Genomic DNA, 22,184 nt, shown 5'->3' on the forward strand with positions numbered 1-22,184 from the left:
AATATCGCGGCTGTTTCAGTAAACATCCGTAACGGTTCCGTGTTCTACTAGCGCCAAGCCAAAAACGGCCGGTCATCCGGCTGTCATTTCGCCTCGATGCGACCCTTATTGGTCCCGGCCCATGTCGCCGGACCGGCTTGACCCGACCGAGATCTTTTCCATGCCAGGAACCGCAGCGCCCGGCCGGCGACGCACGGCCGTGCCCGCTTCGGCCACGCACGCACGCTCAGCCGCCGATCCCAACCTCAGCGCGACACTCGATGGCGCCGGCACGCCTGCCGTGGCCGGCGCCGCCGCACCGAACGCCACCCGCGATCGCGTCCTCCGGCTCGGCTGGCGCGTCTGGCTGCTGGTTGCCGCGCTGGTGTGCGCGTATACGCTGCCGGGCGTGCTCGGCCACGATCCGTGGAAGCAGGACGAAACCTATACGTTCGGCATCATCCAGCACATGCTCGAGACGGGCGACTTCGTCGTGCCGACCAGCGCCGGCCAGCCGTTCATGGAAAAGCCGCCGCTCTACGCATGGGTCGCGACGAGCCTCGCGTGGCTGCTGCAGCGGGTGATGCCGCTGCACGACGCGGCACGGCTCGCGAGCGCGCTGTTCGCGGCGCTCGCGTTCGGCTTCATCGCTCGCGCGGCCCGCAGTGCCGGCCGGGCCGACAGCTGGCTCGACCTGCGCGTGATCGGCCCCGTCGTGCTGAGCGCGGGCACGCTCGTCGTCATCAAGCACGTGCACGACATGATGACGGACGTCGCGCTGTTCGCCGGCACCGCAATGGGCTTCTGCGGCCTGCTCGAGCTCGTGATGCGGCACGTCGCGCAGGCGCGGCAGATGCGGCACGGGCTGCCGGTGCGGCCGTCCGGCCGCTGGGCCGCGCCGCTCTTCGGCGCGGGTGTCGGCATCGCGCTGATGGCGAAGGGGCTGTTCGTGCCGCTCGTGTTCGCGGCCACGCTCACGGGCGCGCTGGTGCTCTACCCCGCCTGCCGTACGCGCGCGTTCGCACGCTCGCTCGGCGTCGCCGCGCTGGTGTTCGCACCGTTCGCGCTCATCTGGCCGACCGCGCTGTTCCTGCGTTCCGAGACGCTGTTCATGACTTGGTTCTGGGACAACAACGTCGGCCGCTTCTTCGGTTTCTCGGTGCCGGAACTCGGCGCGGAAAACGACAAGCCGTTCTTCATCCTGCGTGCGTTCCTGCTGCTCGGCTTCCCGGTCGCGCCGCTCGCGATCGTCGCGCTGGCGCGCGGCGCATGGCGCGACTGGCGCACGCCGCGCATCGCGCTGCCCGTGCTGTTCGCCGGGATCGGCCTCGCGGTGCTGCAAGTGTCCGCGACCTCGCGCCAGCTCTACATCCTGCCGTTCTTCGCGCCGCTCGCGCTGGTCGCCGCGCAGGCGATCGACCGCCTGCCGCGCGGGCTGCATCTCGCATGGGACTACCTGAGCCGCCTGCTGTTCGGCACCGTCGTCGCGCTCGCGTGGATGATCTGGGCGGTCATGGCCGATCCCGGTGCATCGCGTGCGAACCTCGCGGTGCTCGGCCGCTGGCTGCCGCTCGACTGGACCATGCCGATCGTGCCCGGGCTCGTGATCGGTGCGCTCGCGCTGACGGTCGGCTGGCTGTCGCTGCTGCCGAAGCTGCGCACGACCGGCCTGTGGCGCGGCGCGCTGTCGTGGGGCGCAGGCGCGCTGGTCGCGTGGGGTCTCGTTTATACGCTGCTGCTGCCGTGGCTCGACGTCGCGAAGAGCTACCGGTCGGTGTTCGACGACCTGAACGCGCATCTCGCGCTCGAGTGGAGCGACGGCGACTGCATGGCGAGCCTGCACGGGCTGGGCGAATCGGAAGCGCCGATGATGTACTACTTCTCCGGTATCCAGCACACGCCGATCGACGACGCGAAGACGACGCGCTGCACGTGGATGATCGTCCAGGGCGTGCGGGCCGTCGATCCGGCACCGGGCAGCGAATGGAAACTGTTCTGGACCGGCGCCCGCCCGGGCGACGACGAGGAGCTGCTGCGCGTCTACGTGCGCACGCCCGAAGCGCACGAAACGAAGTAATGCAAGGCGGCGCCGCGAAACGGCGCCGTCGTCATTTCCGCAAGACCAGGCAAGCGGCGCGCGAGCGCGGCTTCATGCCCGCCATCCCGCCACCCTGCCCGTCAAAACGACGAGCCGGGCTCGCGCAGGAATGCCGCCTCCGCATCGGTCGATGCACGGCCGAGAATCGCGTTCCGGTGCGGAAAACGGCCGAAACGCCCGATCACGGCCGCATGACGCAACGCGAAGTCGTGATAGCTCGCACACCCGGCCTCGCCGCGAATGCCCGCGCACAGGCGCACGGCCTCGCGCTGGCTCGCGTCCGACTCGTCATGTTCGAACGGCAGGTACGCAAACGCGCGGTGATGGCCGCTCGGCAACTGCGCGTCCCACCCGGCCGCGACGACGCGCCGCGCAAGCGCCAGCGCTCTCGGATCGGCGGCGAACGCGCGCGGCGTGCCGCGATGAATGTTGCGCGAGAACTGGTCGAGGACCACGATCAGCGCGAGCGCGCCGAGCGGCGTGTCGGCCCAGTGATCGCACGCGCCGTCGCACGCGGCGTCGAGCAACGCACCGTAGCGCGTACGAAGCACGTCGTCGAACGCCGCGCCGCCGTTGAACCACACCTTGCGCGCTTGGCCGAACGCCGCCGAATCCGGTTCGCCGAACCAGAAATCGAGAATCTCGCGCGCTTGCGGATCGAGCGCCGCGGCGCTGTCCGTCAGGTTGTCGATCGTCATGCAAACTCCAGCACGAGGCGCCGTGTCCGCGCACTCTTCTTTTCAAGTCTGGCGACCCGCAGGTCGCCGATTTCCGACGTATTGCGCACATGCGTGCCGCCGCACGGCTGCAGATCGACACCTTCGATGCGCAGCAGCCGCACGCGGCCCAGCCCCAGCGGCGGCTTCACGCTCATCGTGCGCACGAGTTCGGGGCGCTCGGCCATCTCCGCGTCGGTGATCCATTCGGTCGTGACCGCATGCGCGCCGTGGACCAGTTCCGCGAGACGGCGCTCGACGTCGACGCGGTCGATCGTGTCCGACGTCGCGAAATCGAGCCGCACGTAGTCGGCCGTCACGCTGCAGCCGTCGACCGGGTAAGGCAGCACCGCGCACATCAGGTGCGCGGCCGTATGCAGCCGCATGTGCCGGTAGCGGCGCAGCCAGTCGATGTCCGCGACCACGCGCGCGCCGGGTGCGAGCGCCGCGACGCGCGCTTCCTGGCCCGCCTCGGGCACGTGCACGGCATCGTCGGGGGTTGCGCCTTCGAACTTCGCCTTGCGCGTGTCGACGATCGCGATCGTGCTGCCGTCGGGCAGCGTCAGCGTGCCGCTGTCGCCGGCCTGCCCGCCGCCGAGCGGATAGAACACGGTGCGGTCGAGCCGGATGCCGTCTTCGCCGACGGCCGCGACGACGGCCTCGCACTGCGTCAGATAGGCATCGTCGCGAAACAGGGCCTGGGTCATCATCGGGCGAACCTCGTATCGATGGGGAAACGACCAGTGTCGCGCCGCACCGCGCCGGCCGCCCAGACGCAGTTCGCCCGGCGTCCGGACAGCGGCGTACCGGTCGATCAACCGGGCCGGTTGCGCATCCAGTCGGCCGTGTCGTAGAACGAATGCATGAGCCGTTCGCGCAGCGGCTCGGGCAACCCGACGTCCTCCATCGCCCACGCCATGCAGCGCAGCCACTGATCGCGCTCGACCGACGCGATCGGGAACGGCAGGTGCCGGGCGCGCAGCCGCGGATGGCCGAACCGGCTGATGTAGTGATCGGGGCCGCCGAGCCAGCCGCACAGGAACCAGAACAGCTTGTCGCGCGAGCCGTCGAGCGACGCCGGATGCAGCGCGCGAATCTCCGCGAACTCGGGCTCGAGGTCCATCAGGTCGTAAAAACGGTCCACCATCTCGCGCACGCGGGCTTCGCCGCCCACGAGCTCGAACGCCGTCGGCTGCGACGGCGCTTCATCATTCACATCGGTCATACGGATAATCGGAAACGGGATAGTCGGGGCCGCCGGCGACGCTCAGGCGTCGCGCAGCGACTGCAGCGCCGGGCGCCGCAACACATTATGCAGGCTCAGCCAGCCGGCCGCACCGGCGCACGCGACGCCGGCCGCGATGCCGGCCGGCACGAGCCACGGATCGACGGCGAGCCGGAACTCGAACACGCGCGACGCGAGCACCCAGCCGACCGCGATCGCCCCCGCCGCAGCCAGTGCGCCGGCCAGCGCGCCGACGACGATGAATTCCGCGCGCTGCACCGCATTGACCTGCGCGCGCGACGCGCCGAGCGCGCGCAGCAGCGCGGCCTCGCGCACGCGCTCGTCGCGCGAGCCGGCCAGCGCCGTGTACAGCACCAGCACGCCCGCCGCGAGCGTGAACGCAAACAGGAACTGCACCGCGCCGACCACCTGCAGCATCATCCGTTGCAGCTGCGCGAGGATCGGCGCGATGTCGATCGCGGTCAGGTTCGGGTAGCGCGCGATCAGCGGATCGAGCAGCGCCGCCTGCTCGGCCGGCAGGTGGAAGCTCGTCAGGTAGACGGCCGGGAAATCCTTCAGCACCGGCGGCGGCATCAGCACGAAGAAGTTGACGCGGAACGTGCCCCAGTCGAGCTTGCGCACGCTGGTGATCGGCGCATCGACCGTCAGGCCCGTCACGTCGAAGCGCAGCGTGTCGCCCGGCTTCACGTTCAGCGTCTGCGCCAGCCCGGCCTCGATCGAGATCTGCGGGCTGGCCGAATTGCCGAACCAGTCGCCTGCGACGATCCGGTTGTCGGGCGGCAGCTCGGTCGTATACGACAGGTTGAACTCGCGGTCGACGAGCCGGCGCGCCTCGTCGGACGGATACGCGTCCGGGTTCACCGGCTTGCCGTTGATCGCGACGAGCCGGCCGCGCACCGTCGGCGCGGGCACCGCATCGCGCACGCCGTGCGCGGCGAGCCACGCCGCGACGTCGTCGCGCTGGTCGGGCTGGATGTCGATCAGGAACTGGTTCGGTGCATCGGGCGGCATCGACTGCCGCCAGCCGGCGACGAGATCGTTGCGCGTGATCGCGATCAGCAGCAGGCACATCAGGCCCAGCGCGAGCGCGGTGATCTGCAGCGCGCTCGCCGTGCCGCGCCGGTGCAGCGACGCGAGCGCATAGCGCCAGCCGATGCCCGCCGCCACGCGTGCATCGCGCACCGCGCGCGCCGCCGCGTACAGCACGAGCCGCGCGATCAGCGAGAAACCGACCAGGGCGCCGGCGAACCCGCCCGTGACGATCAGCCCGAGCTTCAGGTTGCCCGCCGCGACGATCAGCAGCCCCGCGAACAGCACGACACCGAGCGCATACGCGGCCCACGCGGTGCGCGACGCGTCGCCCCAGTCGCGCCGCAGCACGCGCACCGGCGGCACGCGCGTGAGCGGCGCGAGCGGCGGCAACGCGAAGCCGAGCAGCAGCACGAGCGCGGTGCCGATACCGACGAGCGCGGGCCAAAGCGTCGGCAGCGGCAGCGCGACGTCGATCAGGCCGCCGAGCGCCGCCAGGAGCGCCCAGTGGCCGCCGTAGCCGAGCACCGCGCCGGCGACGCCCGAGACGATGCCGAGGCCGGCGAATTCGAGCGCGAACAGCGCGCCGAGCGTGCGCCGGCTCACGCCGAGGCAGCGCATCGTCGCGCAGCCGTCCAGATGGCGCCGCATGTAGCGCTGCGCGGCCATCGCGATCGCGACCGCCGCGAGCAATGCGGTCAGGAGCGCGACGAGCGTCAGGAAATGGCGCGCGCGATCGAGCGTCTGGCGCACTTGCGGCTGGCCTTCCTGCAGCGATTCGAGACCGACGCCGCGCAGCTTGCCGCCGTCGACGCGCCCGTGCGCATAGGCCTCGAAGCGCGCGACGGCCGCCGGGTCGCCGGCGACCAGCAGCCGGTACGTGACGCGGCTGCCGTAGCCGGTGAGCCCGGTCGCGGCAAGCTCGTCCGCGCGCATCATCAGCCGCGGCGAGAAATTGACGAACGAGAAGCCGCGATCGAGTTCGCGGGAGATCGACGCGGCGACCGTGAACGTGCGCAACCCGACACGCACGGTATCCCCCGCCTTCAGATGCAAAGCATCGAGCAGCGCGGGATCGGCCCACACGGTGCCGGGCGCGGGAATCGCGGCCGCCTTGTGCGCGGCGGCGGTGCCGGCCGGCACGATCTCGACCGCGCCGCGCAGCGGATAGCCGGGCGACACGGCCTTCACGGCCGCAAGGCGCGCGGGCGCCGCGTCGCTCGCCTGCCGGCCGGCGGCCGACGCGATCATGCTCGGGAAGATCGCGGTCGTCGCGGTGCGCAGGCCGAGTGCGCGCGCCTCGCGATCGAACGACGGATCGACGGGATGGTCGGCACGCACGACGAAATCGGCGCCGAGCATCTGGCGCGCGTCGCGCTCGAGCCCCTGGCGCAACCGGTCGGCGAGGAAACCGACGCTCGTCAGCGCGGCGACCGCGAGCACCAGCGCGAGCACCAGCAGCGTCAGTTCGCCGGCACGCCAGTCGCGTGCGGTCATCCGTGCGGCCTGGCGGATCAGGTCGTGCCAGCCGAAGCGGCCGGCATGGCCGGGCCGCCCGGCCGGCGAAGGGTCAGGATGCTGCCGCTCGGCGGTTGACGGCGCCTTCAATCGCGCTTGCCCCCGATCGAGTTGAGCCGCGACACCATGTGGTTCGCCATCCCGCGGAAGCCGCCCGACACGCCGCGCCACAGACGCGGCAGCGCCCAGGCCGACGCCGCGATGAACGCCGCGAGCAGCACGAGGAACGCGAGCGGAACGAAGAACGCGAGTGCGAGGCCGCCGAACACGAGGCCGTCTTCGGTGGACGATGCGACCCAGTTCGAGATCGGCTCGGGAGACAGGTTGATCAGCGCGCGCGTGCCGGCCTTCGCGACGTGCGCGGCACCGGCGAGCGTGCCGCCGGCCAGCCCGGCGACCGCGAGCACGGTCGGGTCGGCATGGCCGAGCGCACCGGCGGCCAGCACCGCGCCGGCCGGAATGCGGATGAAGGTGTGGACGGCGTCCCACAGCGAATCGAACGCGGGAATCTTGTCGGCAAGGAATTCGGTGACGGCGAGCACGGCGGCGGCGCCGATGACCCACGGCGACGTCAGCACCGCCAGCGTGTCGGGCAAATGGAGCCAGCCGACCCGCGCGAGCACGCCGGCGATCAGCACCGTCAGGTAAAGGCGCAGCCCGCTCGCCCACGCGAGCCCCGCGCCGAGCGAAATGGCTTCGATCATGGCCCTCTCCTTGCACTTTCCGTGCGCTTTGCCGATTGATCGGATCGAGTCGGTATGACCGGCCGCGCGGCGCGTGGCAACCGGTGCCGCCTGCCGGGAACGGCGCAGCGGCATTCAGGCCCGAATGCGTTCCATTATAGACAGGCTGGCAGGCGGGCCGCCGCAATTCCGCAGTGCGTCACGGCCGGGCGCGGGCGCCGGCCGGCGCGGCGGCGTCACGCAGCCGACGACAGCTTCAGGCCGATCAGCCCGAGCACGATCAGCGACGCGCTCGCGACGCGGGCGGCGGTGAGCGCCTCGCCCATCATCACGATCCCGAACACGAACGCGCCGACCGCGCCGATGCCCGTCCATACCGCATACGCGGTGCCGAGCGGCAACTGGCGCATCGCGACCGCGAGCAGCCCGAAGCTGGCGAGCGCCGCCACGATCGTCACCACCGACGGTCCGAGCTTCGTGAAACCCTCGGACGATTTCATGCCGGCCGCCCAGGCCACTTCCAGCAAACCGGCGATCAACAACCATACCCACGCCATCTCGACGTACTCCGGATCGGATGGGGCCGTCCCCGTTGAAGCGAATGGCCCGGGGTCGTCCCCGGGCGGCGCCGAGTATAACAAGACGCTTACGGGCATGCCGGATGCACCGGCCGGGGGCGAACGGAGGGATCGCTGCGACGCGTGGCCCGCGCACCGCCGCCCGGCCTGCCCGGTCTCAGTTCGACACGCGTTTGGCGCCCCCGCCGCCGACGCAACGGTCGTCGCGGTACAGCGCCCATTCGTCGCACACCCGGCCGTCCTTGAACACGCACATGCCGACCTGCCCGCTCGACAGGTTGCGGATCACATGGCGGCCGCCGAGCTTCTCGCAGTTGACCGACGCGGGATTGGCGAGCGCCTGTTGCGGCGCCGAAGGCTGCTGCCCGGGCGGCAGCGGCTGGGCAAACGCGCCGGGCGCAGCGAGCGCCAGCGCACAGATGACGACCAGACGGACGGACATTGCACGCTCCTCGATTTCGTTCGCGGAACGGTCAGCATAGCGGGGAATCCGTGGCCGGTGTGCGCGGCCCGCTCATGCGGCGGCAATGTCGCGCCGAAGCAACTTCACCGGCGTGCGGCCTTGCATTCCGGCCGCATCGCGCGGCATGCCGCGGACGTCACGCGGCGCCGACGAGCCGGTAGCCGACGCCCGTTTCGGTGACGATATGCTCGGGTTGCGCGGGATCGCGCTCGAGCTTCTGGCGCAGGTGCGCCATGTAGATGCGCAGATAGTGATGGCTCTCGACGTGCGACGGCCCCCACACGTCGCGCAGCAGCTGGCGATGCGTGAGCACGCGCCCCGCGTGCCGCACGAGCGTCGCGAGCAGCCGGTACTCGAGCGGCGTCAGGTGCACGATCTCGCCGTCGCGCCACACCTGGCGCAGCGCGAGATCGACGCTCACCGTGCCGAAGCTCACCTTCGGCGACTCGTTCGCGCCACCCTGGTTGCGCCGGCGCAGTTGCGCGCGGATCCGCGCGCGCAGCTCGGACACGCCGAACGGCTTGGTCAGGTAGTCGTCGGCGCCGGCATCGAGCGCGGCGACCTTCTCCTCTTCCTGGGTGCGCGCGGACAGCACGATCACCGGCACCTCGGACCAGCCGCGCAGCTCGCGGATCACGTCGAGGCCGTCGGTGTCGGGCAGGCCGAGGTCGACGATCACGAGATCGGGCTTGCGGGTCGCCGCGTCGATCAATCCCTGCTTGCCCGTCTCCGCCTCGAACACGGCGATGTCCTCCTCTTCGAGCGCGGCGCGCACGAAGCGGCGGATCTGTTTTTCGTCCTCGATCAGGACGACGGTCAGGCTCGGTTCACTCATGATCTGGCAATGGCTCGGAGGGAGACGACGCGCCGGGCACGTCGATTTCGTCGTCGGGTACGGCAGGCACGGCCGGCGGCGTGTCGACCGGCAGCGTGAACCAGAAGCGCGCGCCCGTCACGCGGCCGTCGGGCGCGGTACGGTTGAGCGCGCCGATTCTACCGCCATGCGCTTCGACGATCGCGCGGCAGATCGCGAGGCCGAGCCCGATGCCCGGCGTCGCCGATTCCTTCTCGCCGCGCGTGAACTTGTCGAAGATCCGCGTTTCCATCCCGGCCGGCAGGCCCGGGCCGTGATCGTCGACGTGCACGCGCACGAAGGGCTGGCCGTCGTCGGTCACGCGTTCGGCGCCGATGTCGATCGGCGCATCGGGCGGCGTGTATTTCGCCGCGTTCTCGAACAGGTTGGTGAACAGCCGCTCCATCAGCACCGCGTCCATCTGCAGGAGCGGCAGGTCGGCCGGCAGCGACACGCGCGCCGGATGCCGCGCGAGCACGCGCTTGCACGCGGCGAGCGCGGCGCCGACGGTTTCCTCGAGCAGCGACCACTGGCGCTTGAGCTGCAGGCTGCCGGCCTGCAGCCGCGCCATGTCGAGCAGGTTGGTGACGATGCCCGTCATCCGCAGCGCCTCGTCGTGGATCGCGTCGACCAGCTCGCCCTCGCGCTGCGCGAAGCGTTCGGCCGCCGCGGCGTCGCCGTCCTGCGCGGCCGCGCGACCGTTCGCGAGCATCGACGAAAAGCCGACGATCGTCGTGAGCGGCGTGCGCAGGTCGTGCGAGATCGCCGACAGCAGCGAGTTGCGCAGCCGCTCGGATTCCATGTTGACGAGCGCGTCGCGCGCGATCTCGACGTAGTGCACGCGCTCGAGCGCAAGCGCGATCTGCGCGGCGAACGCGTCGAGCATCCGCTGCTGCTCGGGCACCTCGAGCTCGCGCGGCTCGCGCGACGCGACCGCGAGCACGCCGCGCGTACGCATCGGCGCCTTCAGCGGCAGGTACAGCGCGGCGGCGGCGGGCAGCGTGTCGGTGCCGCGGCCGGCCGGCTTCTGCTGGTCGTACACCCACTGGCCGACGTCGCTGTCGAGATCCGCGCCCGTCAGCGTGACGGCCGCGTCGGGTTCCTCGATCTTCTGCCGCACCTGGTCCGCGCTGTCGGGCAGCAGGAACGCGACGCGCGCGCGGAACACCTCGCCCACGTGGCGGCTGCCGATCTCGACGATCTGCTCGGTCGTCAGCGCCGCGCCGAGCTCGCGCGCCATCGCGTAGATCGCGCCGGTGCGGCGCTCGCGGCGCTGCGCGATGCTCGCCTGGCGCGTCAGCGTCGACGTCAGGTGACTGATCACGAGCGACGTCAGCAGCATCCCGAAGAAGGTCAGCAGGTACTGCGTGTCGCTGACCGAGAACGACATGCGCGGCGGCACGAAGAAGAAATCGAACGCGGCGACCGACAGGAACGACTGCAGCACGCCCGGGCCGCGCCCGAGCCGCACGGCCGAGAACACGACGCCGAGCAGGTACAGCATCACGAGGTTCGTGAGGTCGAGCCGCTCGGACACGACGCTCGCGACACCGGTGATCGCCGCGCAGATCGCGGCGGCGTACAGGTAGTGGCGCGGCGGCGAACGCCGCAACCCGAATTGCGCGAACGCGTCGCGCCAGTCGCGTGCGCGCGCGTCGAGCGGCGCCGCGCGCACTTCGTCGCTCGCCGACGCGCGGATCAGCATCAGGTCGACGTCGCCCGCGCGTTCGGCGAGCTGTTCGCCGAACGGCCGCGCGAAGCGGCGCGCGAGCCCGACCTTCGGCGAGCCGCCCGCGACGAGCTTCGACACGTTGCGCACCTTCGCATAGCCGATCAGCGCGGCGACCGCGTCGTCGCCCGCGAGCGTGGCCGTCTCCGCGCCGAGCTCGGCCGCGAGTTTCAACGCGTCGAGCGTGCGCTGCCGCCGCGCGTCGGGCAGCCGCTGCAGCCGCGGCGTCTCGACGTATACGGCGATCCAGTCGGCCTTCAGGCTCGCCGCGAGCCGCGCGGCCGCGCGTACGAGCGTCGGCGCCTCGGGGCCCGGCCCGACGCACACGAGCAGCCGCTCGCGCGCCTGCCAGATGCGCTGGATCGAACGGTCGGCGCGGTACTCGCGCATCTGCGCGTCGACGCGATCGGCCGTGCGCCGCAGCGCCAGCTCGCGCAGCGCGATCAGGTTGCCCTTGCGGAAGAAGTTGCGCACCGCGCGCTCGGCCTGCTGCGCGAGATAGACCTTGCCGTCGCGCATCCGCTCGAGCAGCTCCTCGGCCGGCAGGTCGACCAGCGTGACTTCGTCGGCCGCGTCGAACACGCGGTCGGGCACGGTCTCCCACACGCGGATGCCGGTAATCGCGCCGACCACGTCGTTCAGGCTTTCGAGGTGCTGCACGTTGACCGTCGTATAGACGTCGATGCCCGCGTCGAGCAGTTCGTAGACGTCCTGCCAGCGCTTCAGGTGGCGCGCGCCCTGCACGTTCGAATGCGCGAGTTCGTCGACGAGGATCAATTGCGGCGCGCGCGCGAGCGCGCCGTCGAGATCGAATTCGGCGAGCGTGCGGCCGCGATACTCGATGCGCGCGAGCGGCAGCACGTCGAGGCCGTCGAGCAGTGCGGCGGTTTCGCCGCGGCCGTGGGTCTCGACGATGCCGACGACGACGTCGACGCCGTCCTGCAGCCGCTGGCGCGCGGCCTGCAGCATCGCATAGGTCTTGCCGACGCCGGCGGACGCGCCGAAGAAGATCTTCAGCTGGCCGCGCCGCTGCTTTTCTTCGTCGCGCTGCAGCTTGTCGAGGAGTTGGTCGGGATCGGGGCGGTTCATGCGTCAGGAAGGCGAAACGCGGGATGGCGAACGAGTACTGTCATTGTGGTTCCAAATCGCCGCAAAAGGCAAAGACGGCGCATGCGCCGTCGGACAAGCGCGTGCGGCGCGGATCGGGCCGCGCCGCACGCCGGTTGCCGCGCCGGGAGCCCGGCCGCGCGTTCAGTGCGCGGCCTGCGCCGCGTCGAGCGCGAGGTTCAGCTTCAGCACGTTCACGCGCGGCTCGCCGAGCACGCCGAACTGGCGGCCCGTCGTGTTCGCGGCGACGAGCTGCGCGACCGCGTCGGCGGTCAGGTTACGCGCCTTCGCGACGCGCTCGACCTGGTACGCGGCCGCGGCCGGCGTGATCTCCGGATCGAGGCCGCTCGCCGACGCCGTCACGAGGTCGACCGGCACGGGCTTCGACATGTCGGTGCCGGCGTCGCGCAGCGCGGCGATGCGCGCCTTCACCTGGTCGGCGAGCGACGGGTTCAGCGGGCCGAGGTTCGAGCCGCCGGAGCCGGTCGCGTTGTACGGCATCGGCGACGTGGCCGACAGGCGGCCCCAGAAATACTTCGGCGCATCGAACGGCTGGCCGATCAGCGCGGAGCCGACCGCGCGGCCGCCCTGCTCGATCAGGCTGCCGTTCGCCTGCGACGGAAACACGGCCTGGCCGAACACGGTCATCACGGCCGGATAGGCGAGCCCCGTCACGGCGGTCAGGACGACAAAGATCACGACGAGCGGGCGAATCAACGTTTTCATGAGGGTTCCTTCAAATGCGGCGCATCAGGCCCAGCCGAGCGCGGCGAGCGTCATGTCGATCAGCTTGATGAACGGGAACGGCAGCAGCACGCCGCCGAGGCCGTACACCAGCAGGTTGCGGCGCAGCAGCGACGCGGCGCCGAGCGGCCGGTAGGTGACGCCCTTCAGCGCGAGCGGGATCAGCGCGACGATGATCAGCGCGTTGAAGATCACCGCGGACAGGATCGCGGAGGCCGGCGACGTCAAATGCATGATGTCGAGCACGCGCAGTTGCGGGTACGTCGTCACGAACGCGGCCGGGATGATCGCGAAGTACTTCGCGATGTCGTTCGCGATCGAGAAGGTCGTCAGCGAGCCGCGCGTCATCAGCATCTGCTTGCCGATCTCGACGATCTCGATCAGCTTCGTCGGGTTCGAATCGAGGTCGACCATGTTGCCGGCTTCCTTCGCCGCCTGCGTGCCGGTGTTCATCGCCACCGCCACGTCGGCCTGCGCGAGCGCCGGCGCGTCGTTGGTGCCGTCGCCCGTCATCGCGACCAGGCGCCCCGCCGCCTGATGCTCGCGGATCGTCGCGAGCTTGGTTTCCGGCGTCGCTTCCGCGAGGAAGTCGTCGACGCCCGCTTCCGCCGCGATCGCCGCGGCCGTCAGCCGGTTGTCGCCCGTCACCATCACGGTCTTGATGCCCATCTTGCGCAGTTCCGCGAAGCGCTCCTTGATGCCGCCCTTCACGATGTCCTTCAGCTCGATCACGCCGAGCACGCGCGCGACGCCGTCGTGCAGGTCGGCCACGACGAGCGGCGTGCTGCCGCGACGCGCGACGTCGTCGACCGCGCGGCGCACTTCATCCGGGAAGCGGCTGCCGTGCGTCTCGACGTAGCGGCGGATCGCATCGGCCGCACCCTTGCGGATCTCGCGACCCGGGAGATCGACGCCGCTCATCCGTGTCTGCGCGGAGAAGCCGAGGAAGGTCGCATGCAGCTGCGCCATGTCGCGCTGGCGGATGTTGAAGCGTTCCTTCGCGAGCACAACGATGCTGCGGCCTTCCGGCGTCTCGTCGGCGAGCGACGACAGCTGCGCCGCATCGGCCAGCGCCTCCTCGCTCACGCCCGGCGCGGGCACGAACATCGACGCCTGGCGGTTGCCGAGCGTGATCGTGCCGGTCTTGTCGAGCAGCAGCACGTCGACGTCGCCGGCCGCTTCCACCGCGCGGCCCGACGTTGCGATCACGTTCGCCTGCATCATCCGGCTCATCCCGGCCACGCCGATCGCCGACAGCAGCCCGCCGATCGTCGTCGGGATCAGGCACACCAGCAGCGCGACGAGCGCGGTGATCGTCACTACGTGGCCGGCCTTCATCGCTTCGACCGAGAACATCGAGAACGGCAGCAGCGTCGCGGTCGCGAGCAGCATCACGATCGTCAGCGCGACGAGCAGGATCGTCAGCGCGACCTCGTTCGGCGTCTTCTTGCGCTTCGCGCCCTCGACCATCGCGATCATCCGGTCGAGGAACGCCTCGCCGGGGTTCGCGGTGACCGTCACGACGATCCAGTCGGACAGCACGCGCGTGCCGCCGGTCACCGACGAGAAGTCGCCGCCCGATTCGCGGATCACCGGCGCGGATTCGCCGGTGATCGCCGATTCGTCGACCGACGCGACGCCGTCGACGACTTCGCCGTCGGCCGGGATCACGTCGCCGGCCTCGACCAGCACGACGTCGCCTTTACGCAGGTCCGACGCGGTCGTGATGCGGATCGGCGACTTCGGATGCGGCTCGTTGAGCTTCTTCGCCATCACGTCCTTCTTCGCGCTGCGCAGCGACGCGGCCTGCGCCTTCGAACGCCCTTCGGCGAGCGCTTCGGCGAAGTTCGCGAACAGCACGGTGAACCACAGCCACAGCGCGATCGCGAGGATGAAACCCGCGGGCGCCTCGGCCTGGCCGGCGAGCGCCGCGATCCACAGGATCGTGGTCAGGATGCTGCCGACGTACACGCAGAACATCACCGGGTTGCGGAACTGCGTGCGCGGCGTGAGTTTCTTGAACGAATCCACGATCGCCGGGCGCAGCAGCGCCGGATCGAACATGGACCGTGTTGCGGAATGTTGAGTCATTGCGATCTCTTCAAGCTCTTCAGTCTTTTCAATGTGTCGCCATGCGGGCGCGCGTTACGCACCCAGCCACATCATCAGATGCTCGACGCCCGGGCCGAGCGCGAGCGCCGGCACGTAGGTCAGCGCGCCCACCAGCATCACGGTGCCGAGCAGCAGCACGACGAACAGCGGGCCGTGCGTCGGCAGCGTGCCGCTCGTCACCGCGATGCGCTTCTTCGCGGCGAGCGAGCCGGCGATCGCCAGCACCGGCACGATCGTGCCGAAGCGGCCGAACCACATCGCGATCGCGGTCATCCAGTTGTAGAACGGCGTGCCGACCGTCAGGCCCGCGAACGCGCTGCCGTTGTTGTTCGCGGCCGAGCTGAACGCGTACAGGATTTCCGAGAAGCCGTGCGGGCCCGGGTTCGCGATGCCGGCACGGCCCGCATCGGCCAGCACCGCGATCGACGTGCCGACCAGCACCAGCAGCGGCGTGAGCAGCACGACGATCGACACCATCTTCATCTCGTACGACTCGATCTTCTTGCCGACGTATTCCGGCGTGCGGCCGATCATCAGGCCCGCGACGAACACCGCGAGCAGCGCGAACACCAGCATCCCGTAGAGACCGGACCCGACACCGCCGTAGATCACCTCGCCGAGCTGCATCAGCAGCATCGGCACGAGACCGCCTAGCGGCGTCAGCGAATCGTGCATCGTGTCGACCGCGCCGCACGACGCGGCCGTCGTCGCGACCGTGAAGATGCCGGTCTGCGCGATGCCGAAGCGCGTTTCCTTGCCTTCCATGTTGCCGCCCGGCTGCAGCGCGCTCGTCGACTGGTCGACGTGCAGCGCGGCGAGCGCCGGGTTGCCGGCCTGCTCGGCGCTCACCTCGACGCCGATCGCGACCGCAAACGCGACCGTCATCGCCGCGAGCACCGCGATGCCCTGCCGGCGGTCGCCGATCATCCGGCCGAACACGAGGCACAGCGCGGCCGGAATGATCAGGATCGCGAAGATCTGAACGAAGTTGGCGAACGGCGTCGGGTTCTCGTACGGATGCGCGGAGTTCGCGTTGAAGAAGCCGCCACCGTTGGTGCCGAGCATCTTGATCGCTTCCTGCGACGCGACCGGGCCCATCGCGAGTGTCTGCTTCGTCAGCTGCGTCGGCACCGTGACCGCGTTACCCTTGTCGTCCTTCACCGGGTTGCCCTGCGCGTCGAGCTTCGGCGCCGCATAGGTGCTCGTCTGCAGCACCGGCACGTCCTGGTAGGCCTTCATGTTCTGGATCACGCCCTGGCTCATCAGCAGCGCGGCGATCACCACCGACATCGGCACGAGCACGTACATCGTCACGCGCGTGAGGTCGACCCAGAAGTTGCCGATCGTCTGCGCGGTGTGGCGCGCAAAGCCGCGGATCAGCGCGATCACGACGACGATGCCGGTCGCGGCCGACAGGAAGTTCTGCACGGTCAGGCCGAGCATCTGCGTCAGGTAGCTGACGGTCTGCTCGGGCGTGTAGTCCTGCCAGTTCGTGTTGGTGACGAAGCTGACGGCCGTGTTGAATGCGCCGTCAGTCGTCATCGCGCCGAACTGCTGCGGATTGCCGGGAAGGAAACCCTGCAGGCGCAGCAGGTCGTAGAGAAACAGCGCGCCGAGCGCGTTGAATGCGATCGTCGCGACCGCGTAGCGCTTCCAGTTCATCTCGGTGCCGGCGTCGACGCCGGCGATGCGGTACAGCGCGCGCTCGAGCGGTCCGAACACGCGCACGACGCGCGAGCTGCCGTCCATCACGGCCGTCAGGTAGCGCGCGACCGGCACGGCCGCCGCAAGCAGCACGACGATGAACAGCAGCGTCTGCAACAGGTTGTTCGCGTTCATTCGATGTCCTCCGCGCGCAGCAGCGCAAAGACGAGATACGCGAACAGCAGGGCCGTCGAGGCACCCGCCAGCCAAAGCATCCAGGTCATGCGCGCCCCCCGCGGCCGTATTGCGCGAGCGTCTCGCAACCGGCAAGCAAACCGAGGATCAGCGCTGTGAACAGCACCAGTGCGCCGATGAAAACCCCATCCATTTTTGTGTTCTCCGTCGTCGAAATCGGACGACTAGAACCTTATGGGAACGCGCGTAAAGGACGGGTCAAAGGTCATCGGGCCGGTATAAAAAACGCGTAAACGCGTGCGGCGGGGGACGGCGGGTGGAACGGCGGGTGGGACGGCGGGTGGGACGGCGGCGGGACAGCGGGCGGGACGTCGGGCGGAACAGCGAACCGAACGTCGGTCGAGACGAAGACTGGACGGACGGCGACCGGCGCCGCCCGCCAGGGTGCGCGCCGGCGCGGTGCCGGCGCGAAGGGATGCGTCAGGGAACGAGGATCGTCGAGCCGGTCGTCTTGCGCGACTCGAGGTCGGCATGCGCGCGGCCGACTTCCGCGAGCGGATAGCGCTGGTTGATGCTCGTCTTCACCTTGCCCGACAGGATCACGTCGAACAGCTCGGCGGCCGCGGCTTCGAGATCGGCGCGCTTCGCGATGTACGAGAACAGCGTCGGCCGCGTGAAGAACAGCGAACCGCGCGACGAGAGCTCCTTCGAGTCGATCGGCGGCAGCGGGCCCGACGCGTTGCCGAAGCTGACGAACAGCCCGAGCGGCGCGAGGCAGTCGAGCGAACCGATGTAGGTGTCCTTGCCGATCGAATCGTAGACGACCGGCACGAGCGCATCGCTCGTGATCGCCCTCACGCGCTGCGTGAAGTTCTCGCGCGTGTAGACGATCGGGTGGTCGCAGCCGTGCGCTTTCGCGAGTTCGGCCTTCTCGTCGGAGCCGACCGTGCCGATCACCGTTGCGCCGAGCGCCTTCGCCCACTGGCAGACCAGCAGGCCGACGCCGCCCGCCGCGGCATGGATCAGGATCGTGTCGCCGGCCTTGACCGGATACGTGCGGCGCAGCAGGTAGTGCGCGGTCAGGCCCTGCAGCATCACCGACGCCGCTGCGTCGTAGCTGATGCCGTCCGGCAGCTTGACGAGGCGGTCGGCGGGCAGCACGCGCTCCTGCCCGTACGCGCCGGGCGACGACCACACATAGGCGACGCGGTCGCCGGGCTTGAACGCGGTCACGTCATCGCCGACCGCCGTCACCTCGCCGGCCGCCTCCATCCCGAGCCCGGCGGGCAACGGCTGCGGATAGAGGCCGGTGCGGAAATACACGTCGATATAGTTGAGCCCGACCGCATGCTGCTTGACGCGGACCTGGCCCGCCTGCGGCTCGCTGACCTCGACGTCGACCCACTTCATCACGTCCGGGCCGCCTGCCTGGTCGTATCGGATTGCTTTCGGCATCGTTTCGCTCCTCGCTTGTCTGGAAATTCGGTTCGGCAAATACGTCGCTGCCCCCGAACGGCGAGGCGGGCAGACGCGGGACACTGCGCGTGATTTTCGCGCGTCGCGCGCGCTCGTGCTGCACGCCGGGTCAATCCCTTCACGACCGTAGGGTCTTCGCGAAAAACGATCGGCACGTGACGTGCATTCCGGCGGATGGCGCGGCATCCGGTCCGTCGCGACCTTGCGCTCGTCTCGCGTGCGGCACGTGCCCCACGTGCAACATTTCGCCACGTTCAAGGAATCATCTTCGGGTCGGACGAATGGCTGTCCATTCAGCGATGGCAAAGCGTCGCCACCCATTGCACCGTGCGGTCCCCCGCGAAATCATGCGGTCCATGGAGATTTCCGGGATGGTGACCGTGCTATTTTGCTTTGCGCCGAATTCACGAACCCCATGCCATGAACGCCCTTTTCATCCGCAATGCATTTGTTTTCGCATCGTTGTCGGCAGGTATCGGCATCGCGAACGGAGCCGCGCTCCCACGCGTCGACGGTGCGCGGCTGCTCAACGGCATCAGCCGTACGGACAACAATCCGTACGCCGACGCCGAGCGCCACGTCATGACCGGTTATCTGGCCGGCGTGGCCGACATGACCGAAGGCAAGGACTGGTGCGACAACGGGCGCATCAAATCCGGAGAGATCGATTCGGAAGTGATCGGCGGTCTTCGAAAACTGCCGAACGATGCGCTGCGCACAAACGCAGCAGGCCTGATCGCCCGCATCCTGCAGCAGCAGCATCCTTGCGGTTAAGCGGGAACGATCTGCTTGAAACCACACGTTTTCTTTCACCCCGTCAACGCTCACCGCCATCCGTCACATGTCATCCACACGACAGATGGCGGCAAGCACGCACACTCACGCGTGCCGAACGCCTAGCAAACGTCCTGCATGTTGCGCGCCAGATCGTCGAGCAACATCCGCGCGGTCGCGACATTCGTCGCGACCGGCACGTCGTGCACGTCGCATGCGCGCACCAGCGCGGTGATGTCCGGGTCGTGCGGCTGCGCGGTCATCGGGTCGCGCAGGAACACGACGATGTCGACGCGGCCTTCGGCCAGCTCCGCACCGATCTGCAGGTCGCCACCTTGCGGCCCCGACAGCTTGCGCTCGACCTCGAGCCCGTGCGCGGCGGCGATGCGGCCGCCCGTGGTGCCGGTCGCGACCAGCCGGCATTGCGCGAGCGTCGCGCGGTACTGGCCCGCGAGCGCGACGATCTCGTCCTTCTTCGCGTCGTGCGCAATCAGTGCGATGCGGGGTTTGCTCATCTCCGTTTCCTTCGTGGGTCGATTGTTGTCGTATGTTTGAACGGCGGTGCGCGCGTCAGAACGTGCCCGGATACGCGCCGCCGTCGAGCAGCCAGTTCTGCCCGGTGATATAGCCGGCATGCACGCTGCAGAGGAACGCGCACGCCGCGCCGAATTCGGCGCGCGTGCCGAGGCGCCCGGCCGGGATTTCCTTCGCGCGCCGCGCGCGCATCTCGTCGACGCTCACGCCCTGCGCCTTCGCCGACGCGGCGAGCGTCGTCGCGATCCGGTCGGTGTCGAACAGCCCGGGCAGCAGGTTGTTGATCGTCACGCCCTGCCCCGCGACCTTGCGCGACAGCCCCGCGACGAAGCCGGTCAGCCCCGAGCGCGCGCCGTTCGACAGCGCGAGCACGTCGATCGGCGCCTTCACGGCCGAGCTCGTGATGTTGACGATCCGGCCGAAGCCGCGGCCGATCATCCCGTCGACGGTCGCGCGGATCAGCTCGATCGGCGTCAGCATGTTCGACTCGAGCGCGCGGATCCAGTCGTCGTGCGAGAAATCGCGGAAGTCGCCGGGCGGCGGCCCGCCGGCATTCGTCACGAGAATGTCCGGCTGCGGGCACGCGGCGAGCGCGGCCGCGCGGCCGTCGGGCGTCGTGATGTCGCAGGCGACGGCGGTGATCGACACGTTCGACCCTGCGCGGATCTCCTCCGCGGTTTCCTCCAGCGTGTCGCGCGTGCGCGCGACGATCACGAGGTTCACGCCCTCGGCGGCCAGCGCTTCCGCGCAGCCGCGCCCGAGCCCCTTGCTCGCCGCGCACACGAGCGCGGTCTTTCCTGCGATGCCGAGATCCATCGTCGATTCCTTTATGGCGACGCGCGCCGGACGGGCCGGGTCGCCGACGGGTCGCAGGCCGGTTCGCCGGGCGGGCGAACGGTCGCGAACGGTCGCGAGCGGGCGAACACGGCGCGCGGATTGTCGTGAGACGTCGATAATATCCGGATCACGTGGCGCGCCTTGGTAAAATTGCGGCCATGAGCGGCGGCCGGCCTGGCGCCGGCGCCGCCCCCGATCCCCTTTTGCCGCCAAGGCACCCCGTCATGAAACAGGACAGCCGTTTCCCGAATCTCTTCATCACCGATCACCCGCTGATCCAGCACAAGCTGACCCACATGCGCGACAAGGACACGTCGACGCGCACGTTCCGCGAACTGCTGCGCGAGATCACGCTGCTGATGGGCTACGAGATCACCCGCAACCTGCCGATCACGACCAAGCGGGTCGAAACCCCGCTGGTGGCGGTCGACGCACCGGTGATCGCGGGCAAGAAGCTCGCGATCGTGCCCGTGCTGCGCGCCGGCATCGGGATGTCGGACGGCCTGCTCGACCTGGTGCCGTCCGCGCGCGTCGGCCACATCGGCGTGTACCGCGCCGACGACCACCGCCCGGTCGAATACCTGGTGCGCCTGCCGGACCTGGAAGACCGCATCTTCATCCTGTGCGACCCGATGGTCGCGACCGGCTACTCGGCCGTGCACGCGGTCGACGTGCTCAAGCGCCGCAACGTGCCGGCCGCGAACATCATGTTCGTCGCGCTGGTCGCCGCGCCCGAAGGCGTGCAGGTATTCCAGGACGCGCACCCGGACGTGAAGCTGTTCGTCGCGTCGCTCGACTCGCATCTGAACGAGCACGCGTACATCGTGCCGGGCCTGGGCGACGCGGGCGACCGCCTGTTCGGCACCAAGAACTGACGGAACCGGCCTGCCGGCACCGCCGGGCCGCGCGGCCCGGCGGCCCGTGACGGCCGCCCCGGCCGTTCGCCCATGCGCGGCGGCCCCGAAACGACGGTCGCCGCGTGATAAAATCACGTTCCACTCGACACGCGCGGCCCCGCGGCATCACGCCCGCCGACACGGCCGCCGACTCAACGACACATTGGCACAATCGCCCGCGCAGCGCGCCCGGGCACGGAGAAAGGTATGGCTGGTCATTCGAAATGGGCCAACATCAAGCATAAGAAGGCAGCGGCCGACGCGAAGCGCGGCAAGATCTGGACTCGTCTGATCAAGGAAATCCAGGTCGCGGCCCGCCTCGGCGGCGGCGACGCGAACTCGAACCCGCGCCTGCGTCTCGCGGTCGACAAGGCGGCCGACGCGAACATGCCGAAGGACAACGTCAAGCGCGCGATCGATCGCGGCGTCGGCGGCGCGGACGGCGCGAACTACGAAGAAATCCGTTACGAAGGCTACGGCATCAGCGGCGCGGCGATCATCGTCGACACGCTGACCGACAACCGCACCCGCACGGTCGCGGAAGTCCGCCACGCGTTCTCGAAGTTCGGCGGCAACATGGGCACCGACGGTTCGGTCGCGTTCATGTTCGATCACGTCGGCCAGTTCCTGTTCGCGCCCGGCACGTCGGAAGACGCGCTGATGGAAGCGGCGCTCGAAGCCGGTGCGGACGACGTCAGCACGAACGAAGACGGCTCGATCGAGGTGCTGTGCGACTGGCAGACGTTCTCGGCTGTGAAGGACGCGCTCGAAGCCGCGGGCTTCAAGGCCGAACTCGCCGAAGTGACGATGAAGCCGCAGAACGAAGTCGAGTTCACCGGCGACGACGCGGCGAAGATGCAGAAGCTCCTGGACGCGCTCGAGAACCTCGACGACGTACAGGACGTGTATACGAACGCCGTCATCGTCGAGGAATGAGATGCCGGCCGCCGTGCGCAGCGTTGCGACGGCGGCC

General features: G+C 69.6%; 20 protein-coding genes. 4 read left to right on the plus strand and 16 right to left on the minus strand.

The window, feature by feature from the left end:
• Positions 1–160 precede the first annotated feature (160 nt).
• Positions 161–2,056 (plus strand): glycosyl transferase, encoded by a 1,896-nt coding sequence (locus U4Z64_RS16480; protein ID WP_321820498.1) that lies wholly within the window; start codon positions 161–163, stop codon positions 2,054–2,056.
• A 101-nt stretch (positions 2,057–2,157) separates the two neighbouring features.
• Here the strand turns inward: U4Z64_RS16480 and U4Z64_RS16485 are convergent, their stop codons facing one another.
• From U4Z64_RS16485 to U4Z64_RS16550, 14 genes are all read right to left on the minus strand, one after another.
• Positions 2,158–2,775 carry a DUF924 family protein gene (locus tag U4Z64_RS16485; protein ID WP_321820499.1) on the minus strand — a complete coding sequence of 206 codons (618 nt, stop codon included), beginning with the start codon at positions 2,773–2,775 and terminating at the stop codon, positions 2,158–2,160.
• Positions 2,772–3,503, minus strand: a complete 732-nt coding sequence (locus tag U4Z64_RS16490) for an alanyl-tRNA editing protein (protein WP_321807912.1) — start codon at positions 3,501–3,503, stop codon at positions 2,772–2,774. Before U4Z64_RS16490 ends, U4Z64_RS16485 begins: the two co-directional genes overlap by 4 nt.
• 104 nt (positions 3,504–3,607) lie before the next feature.
• Positions 3,608–4,018 (minus strand): group II truncated hemoglobin, encoded by a 411-nt coding sequence (locus tag U4Z64_RS16495; protein WP_044844686.1) that lies wholly within the window; start codon positions 4,016–4,018, stop codon positions 3,608–3,610.
• Between the two features lie 42 nt (positions 4,019–4,060).
• Entirely contained in the window at positions 4,061–6,676 is a 2,616-nt protein-coding gene (locus U4Z64_RS16500) for an ABC transporter permease (RefSeq protein WP_415750579.1), read from the minus strand.
• A complete protein-coding gene (locus U4Z64_RS16505) occupies positions 6,673–7,290 on the minus strand; it encodes a DUF4126 domain-containing protein (protein WP_044844688.1) in 618 nt (205 codons plus the stop codon). The genes U4Z64_RS16500 and U4Z64_RS16505 overlap by 4 nt, the downstream gene beginning before the upstream one ends.
• A 215-nt stretch (positions 7,291–7,505) precedes the next feature.
• Complete coding sequence (gene sugE / locus U4Z64_RS16510) at positions 7,506–7,826, minus strand: quaternary ammonium compound efflux SMR transporter SugE (RefSeq protein WP_044844689.1); 321 nt, start codon at positions 7,824–7,826, stop codon at positions 7,506–7,508.
• Positions 7,827–8,004: 178 nt separating this feature from the next.
• Positions 8,005–8,289, minus strand: coding sequence for a DUF333 domain-containing protein (locus U4Z64_RS16515; protein ID WP_044844690.1), 285 nt, complete (start codon positions 8,287–8,289; stop codon positions 8,005–8,007).
• 157 nt (positions 8,290–8,446) lie between these two features.
• Positions 8,447–9,145 (minus strand): two-component system response regulator KdpE, encoded by a 699-nt coding sequence (gene kdpE, locus U4Z64_RS16520; RefSeq protein ID WP_040127870.1) that lies wholly within the window; start codon positions 9,143–9,145, stop codon positions 8,447–8,449.
• Positions 9,138–11,981, minus strand: coding sequence for a sensor histidine kinase KdpD (locus U4Z64_RS16525; RefSeq protein WP_321820500.1), 2,844 nt, complete (start codon positions 11,979–11,981; stop codon positions 9,138–9,140). The genes kdpE and U4Z64_RS16525 overlap by 8 nt, the downstream gene beginning before the upstream one ends.
• Positions 11,982–12,143: 162 nt before the next feature.
• Positions 12,144–12,725 (minus strand): potassium-transporting ATPase subunit KdpC, encoded by a 582-nt coding sequence (gene kdpC / locus U4Z64_RS16530; RefSeq protein ID WP_321820501.1) that lies wholly within the window; start codon positions 12,723–12,725, stop codon positions 12,144–12,146.
• 24 nt (positions 12,726–12,749) lie between these two features.
• Positions 12,750–14,834 (minus strand): potassium-transporting ATPase subunit KdpB, encoded by a 2,085-nt coding sequence (gene kdpB / locus U4Z64_RS16535; RefSeq protein WP_321802118.1) that lies wholly within the window; start codon positions 14,832–14,834, stop codon positions 12,750–12,752.
• A gap of 54 nt (positions 14,835–14,888) precedes the next feature.
• The gene (gene kdpA / locus U4Z64_RS16540) at positions 14,889–16,694 is read right to left on the minus strand and encodes a potassium-transporting ATPase subunit KdpA (protein WP_321820502.1); all 1,806 of its coding nucleotides are present in this window, start codon (positions 16,692–16,694) and stop codon (positions 14,889–14,891) included.
• Complete coding sequence (gene kdpF / locus U4Z64_RS16545; protein WP_006752209.1) at positions 16,691–16,783, minus strand: K(+)-transporting ATPase subunit F; 93 nt, start codon at positions 16,781–16,783, stop codon at positions 16,691–16,693. Before kdpF ends, kdpA begins: the two co-directional genes overlap by 4 nt.
• A 391-nt stretch (positions 16,784–17,174) precedes the next feature.
• The gene (locus tag U4Z64_RS16550; RefSeq protein ID WP_321820503.1) at positions 17,175–18,149 is read right to left on the minus strand and encodes a quinone oxidoreductase; all 975 of its coding nucleotides are present in this window, start codon (positions 18,147–18,149) and stop codon (positions 17,175–17,177) included.
• A 441-nt stretch (positions 18,150–18,590) separates the two neighbouring features.
• Between U4Z64_RS16550 and U4Z64_RS16555 the strand changes: the two genes are divergently transcribed.
• Complete coding sequence (locus U4Z64_RS16555) at positions 18,591–18,944, plus strand: Rap1a/Tai family immunity protein (protein WP_321820504.1); 354 nt, start codon at positions 18,591–18,593, stop codon at positions 18,942–18,944.
• A 122-nt stretch (positions 18,945–19,066) separates the two neighbouring features.
• Here the strand turns inward: U4Z64_RS16555 and U4Z64_RS16560 are convergent, their stop codons facing one another.
• Entirely contained in the window at positions 19,067–19,459 is a 393-nt protein-coding gene (locus U4Z64_RS16560; protein WP_044844698.1) for a methylglyoxal synthase, read from the minus strand.
• Positions 19,460–19,514: 55 nt separating this feature from the next.
• Positions 19,515–20,294, minus strand: a complete 780-nt coding sequence (locus U4Z64_RS16565; protein ID WP_044844699.1) for an SDR family oxidoreductase — start codon at positions 20,292–20,294, stop codon at positions 19,515–19,517.
• Between the two features lie 245 nt (positions 20,295–20,539).
• Here U4Z64_RS16565 and upp point away from each other — a divergent pair, with 245 nt between their 5' ends.
• A complete protein-coding gene (gene upp / locus U4Z64_RS16570; RefSeq protein ID WP_006481871.1) occupies positions 20,540–21,190 on the plus strand; it encodes a uracil phosphoribosyltransferase in 651 nt (216 codons plus the stop codon).
• Between the two features lie 228 nt (positions 21,191–21,418).
• Positions 21,419–22,147: a YebC/PmpR family DNA-binding transcriptional regulator gene (locus U4Z64_RS16575; RefSeq protein WP_321820505.1), complete on the plus strand. Its 729-nt coding sequence runs from the start codon at positions 21,419–21,421 to the stop codon at positions 22,145–22,147.
• Positions 22,148–22,184 lie beyond the last annotated feature (37 nt).

Origin of the sequence: Burkholderia sp. BCC1996 (assembly GCF_905339955.1) — a bacterium.
Taxonomy (GTDB): Bacteria; Pseudomonadota; Gammaproteobacteria; order Burkholderiales; family Burkholderiaceae; genus Burkholderia.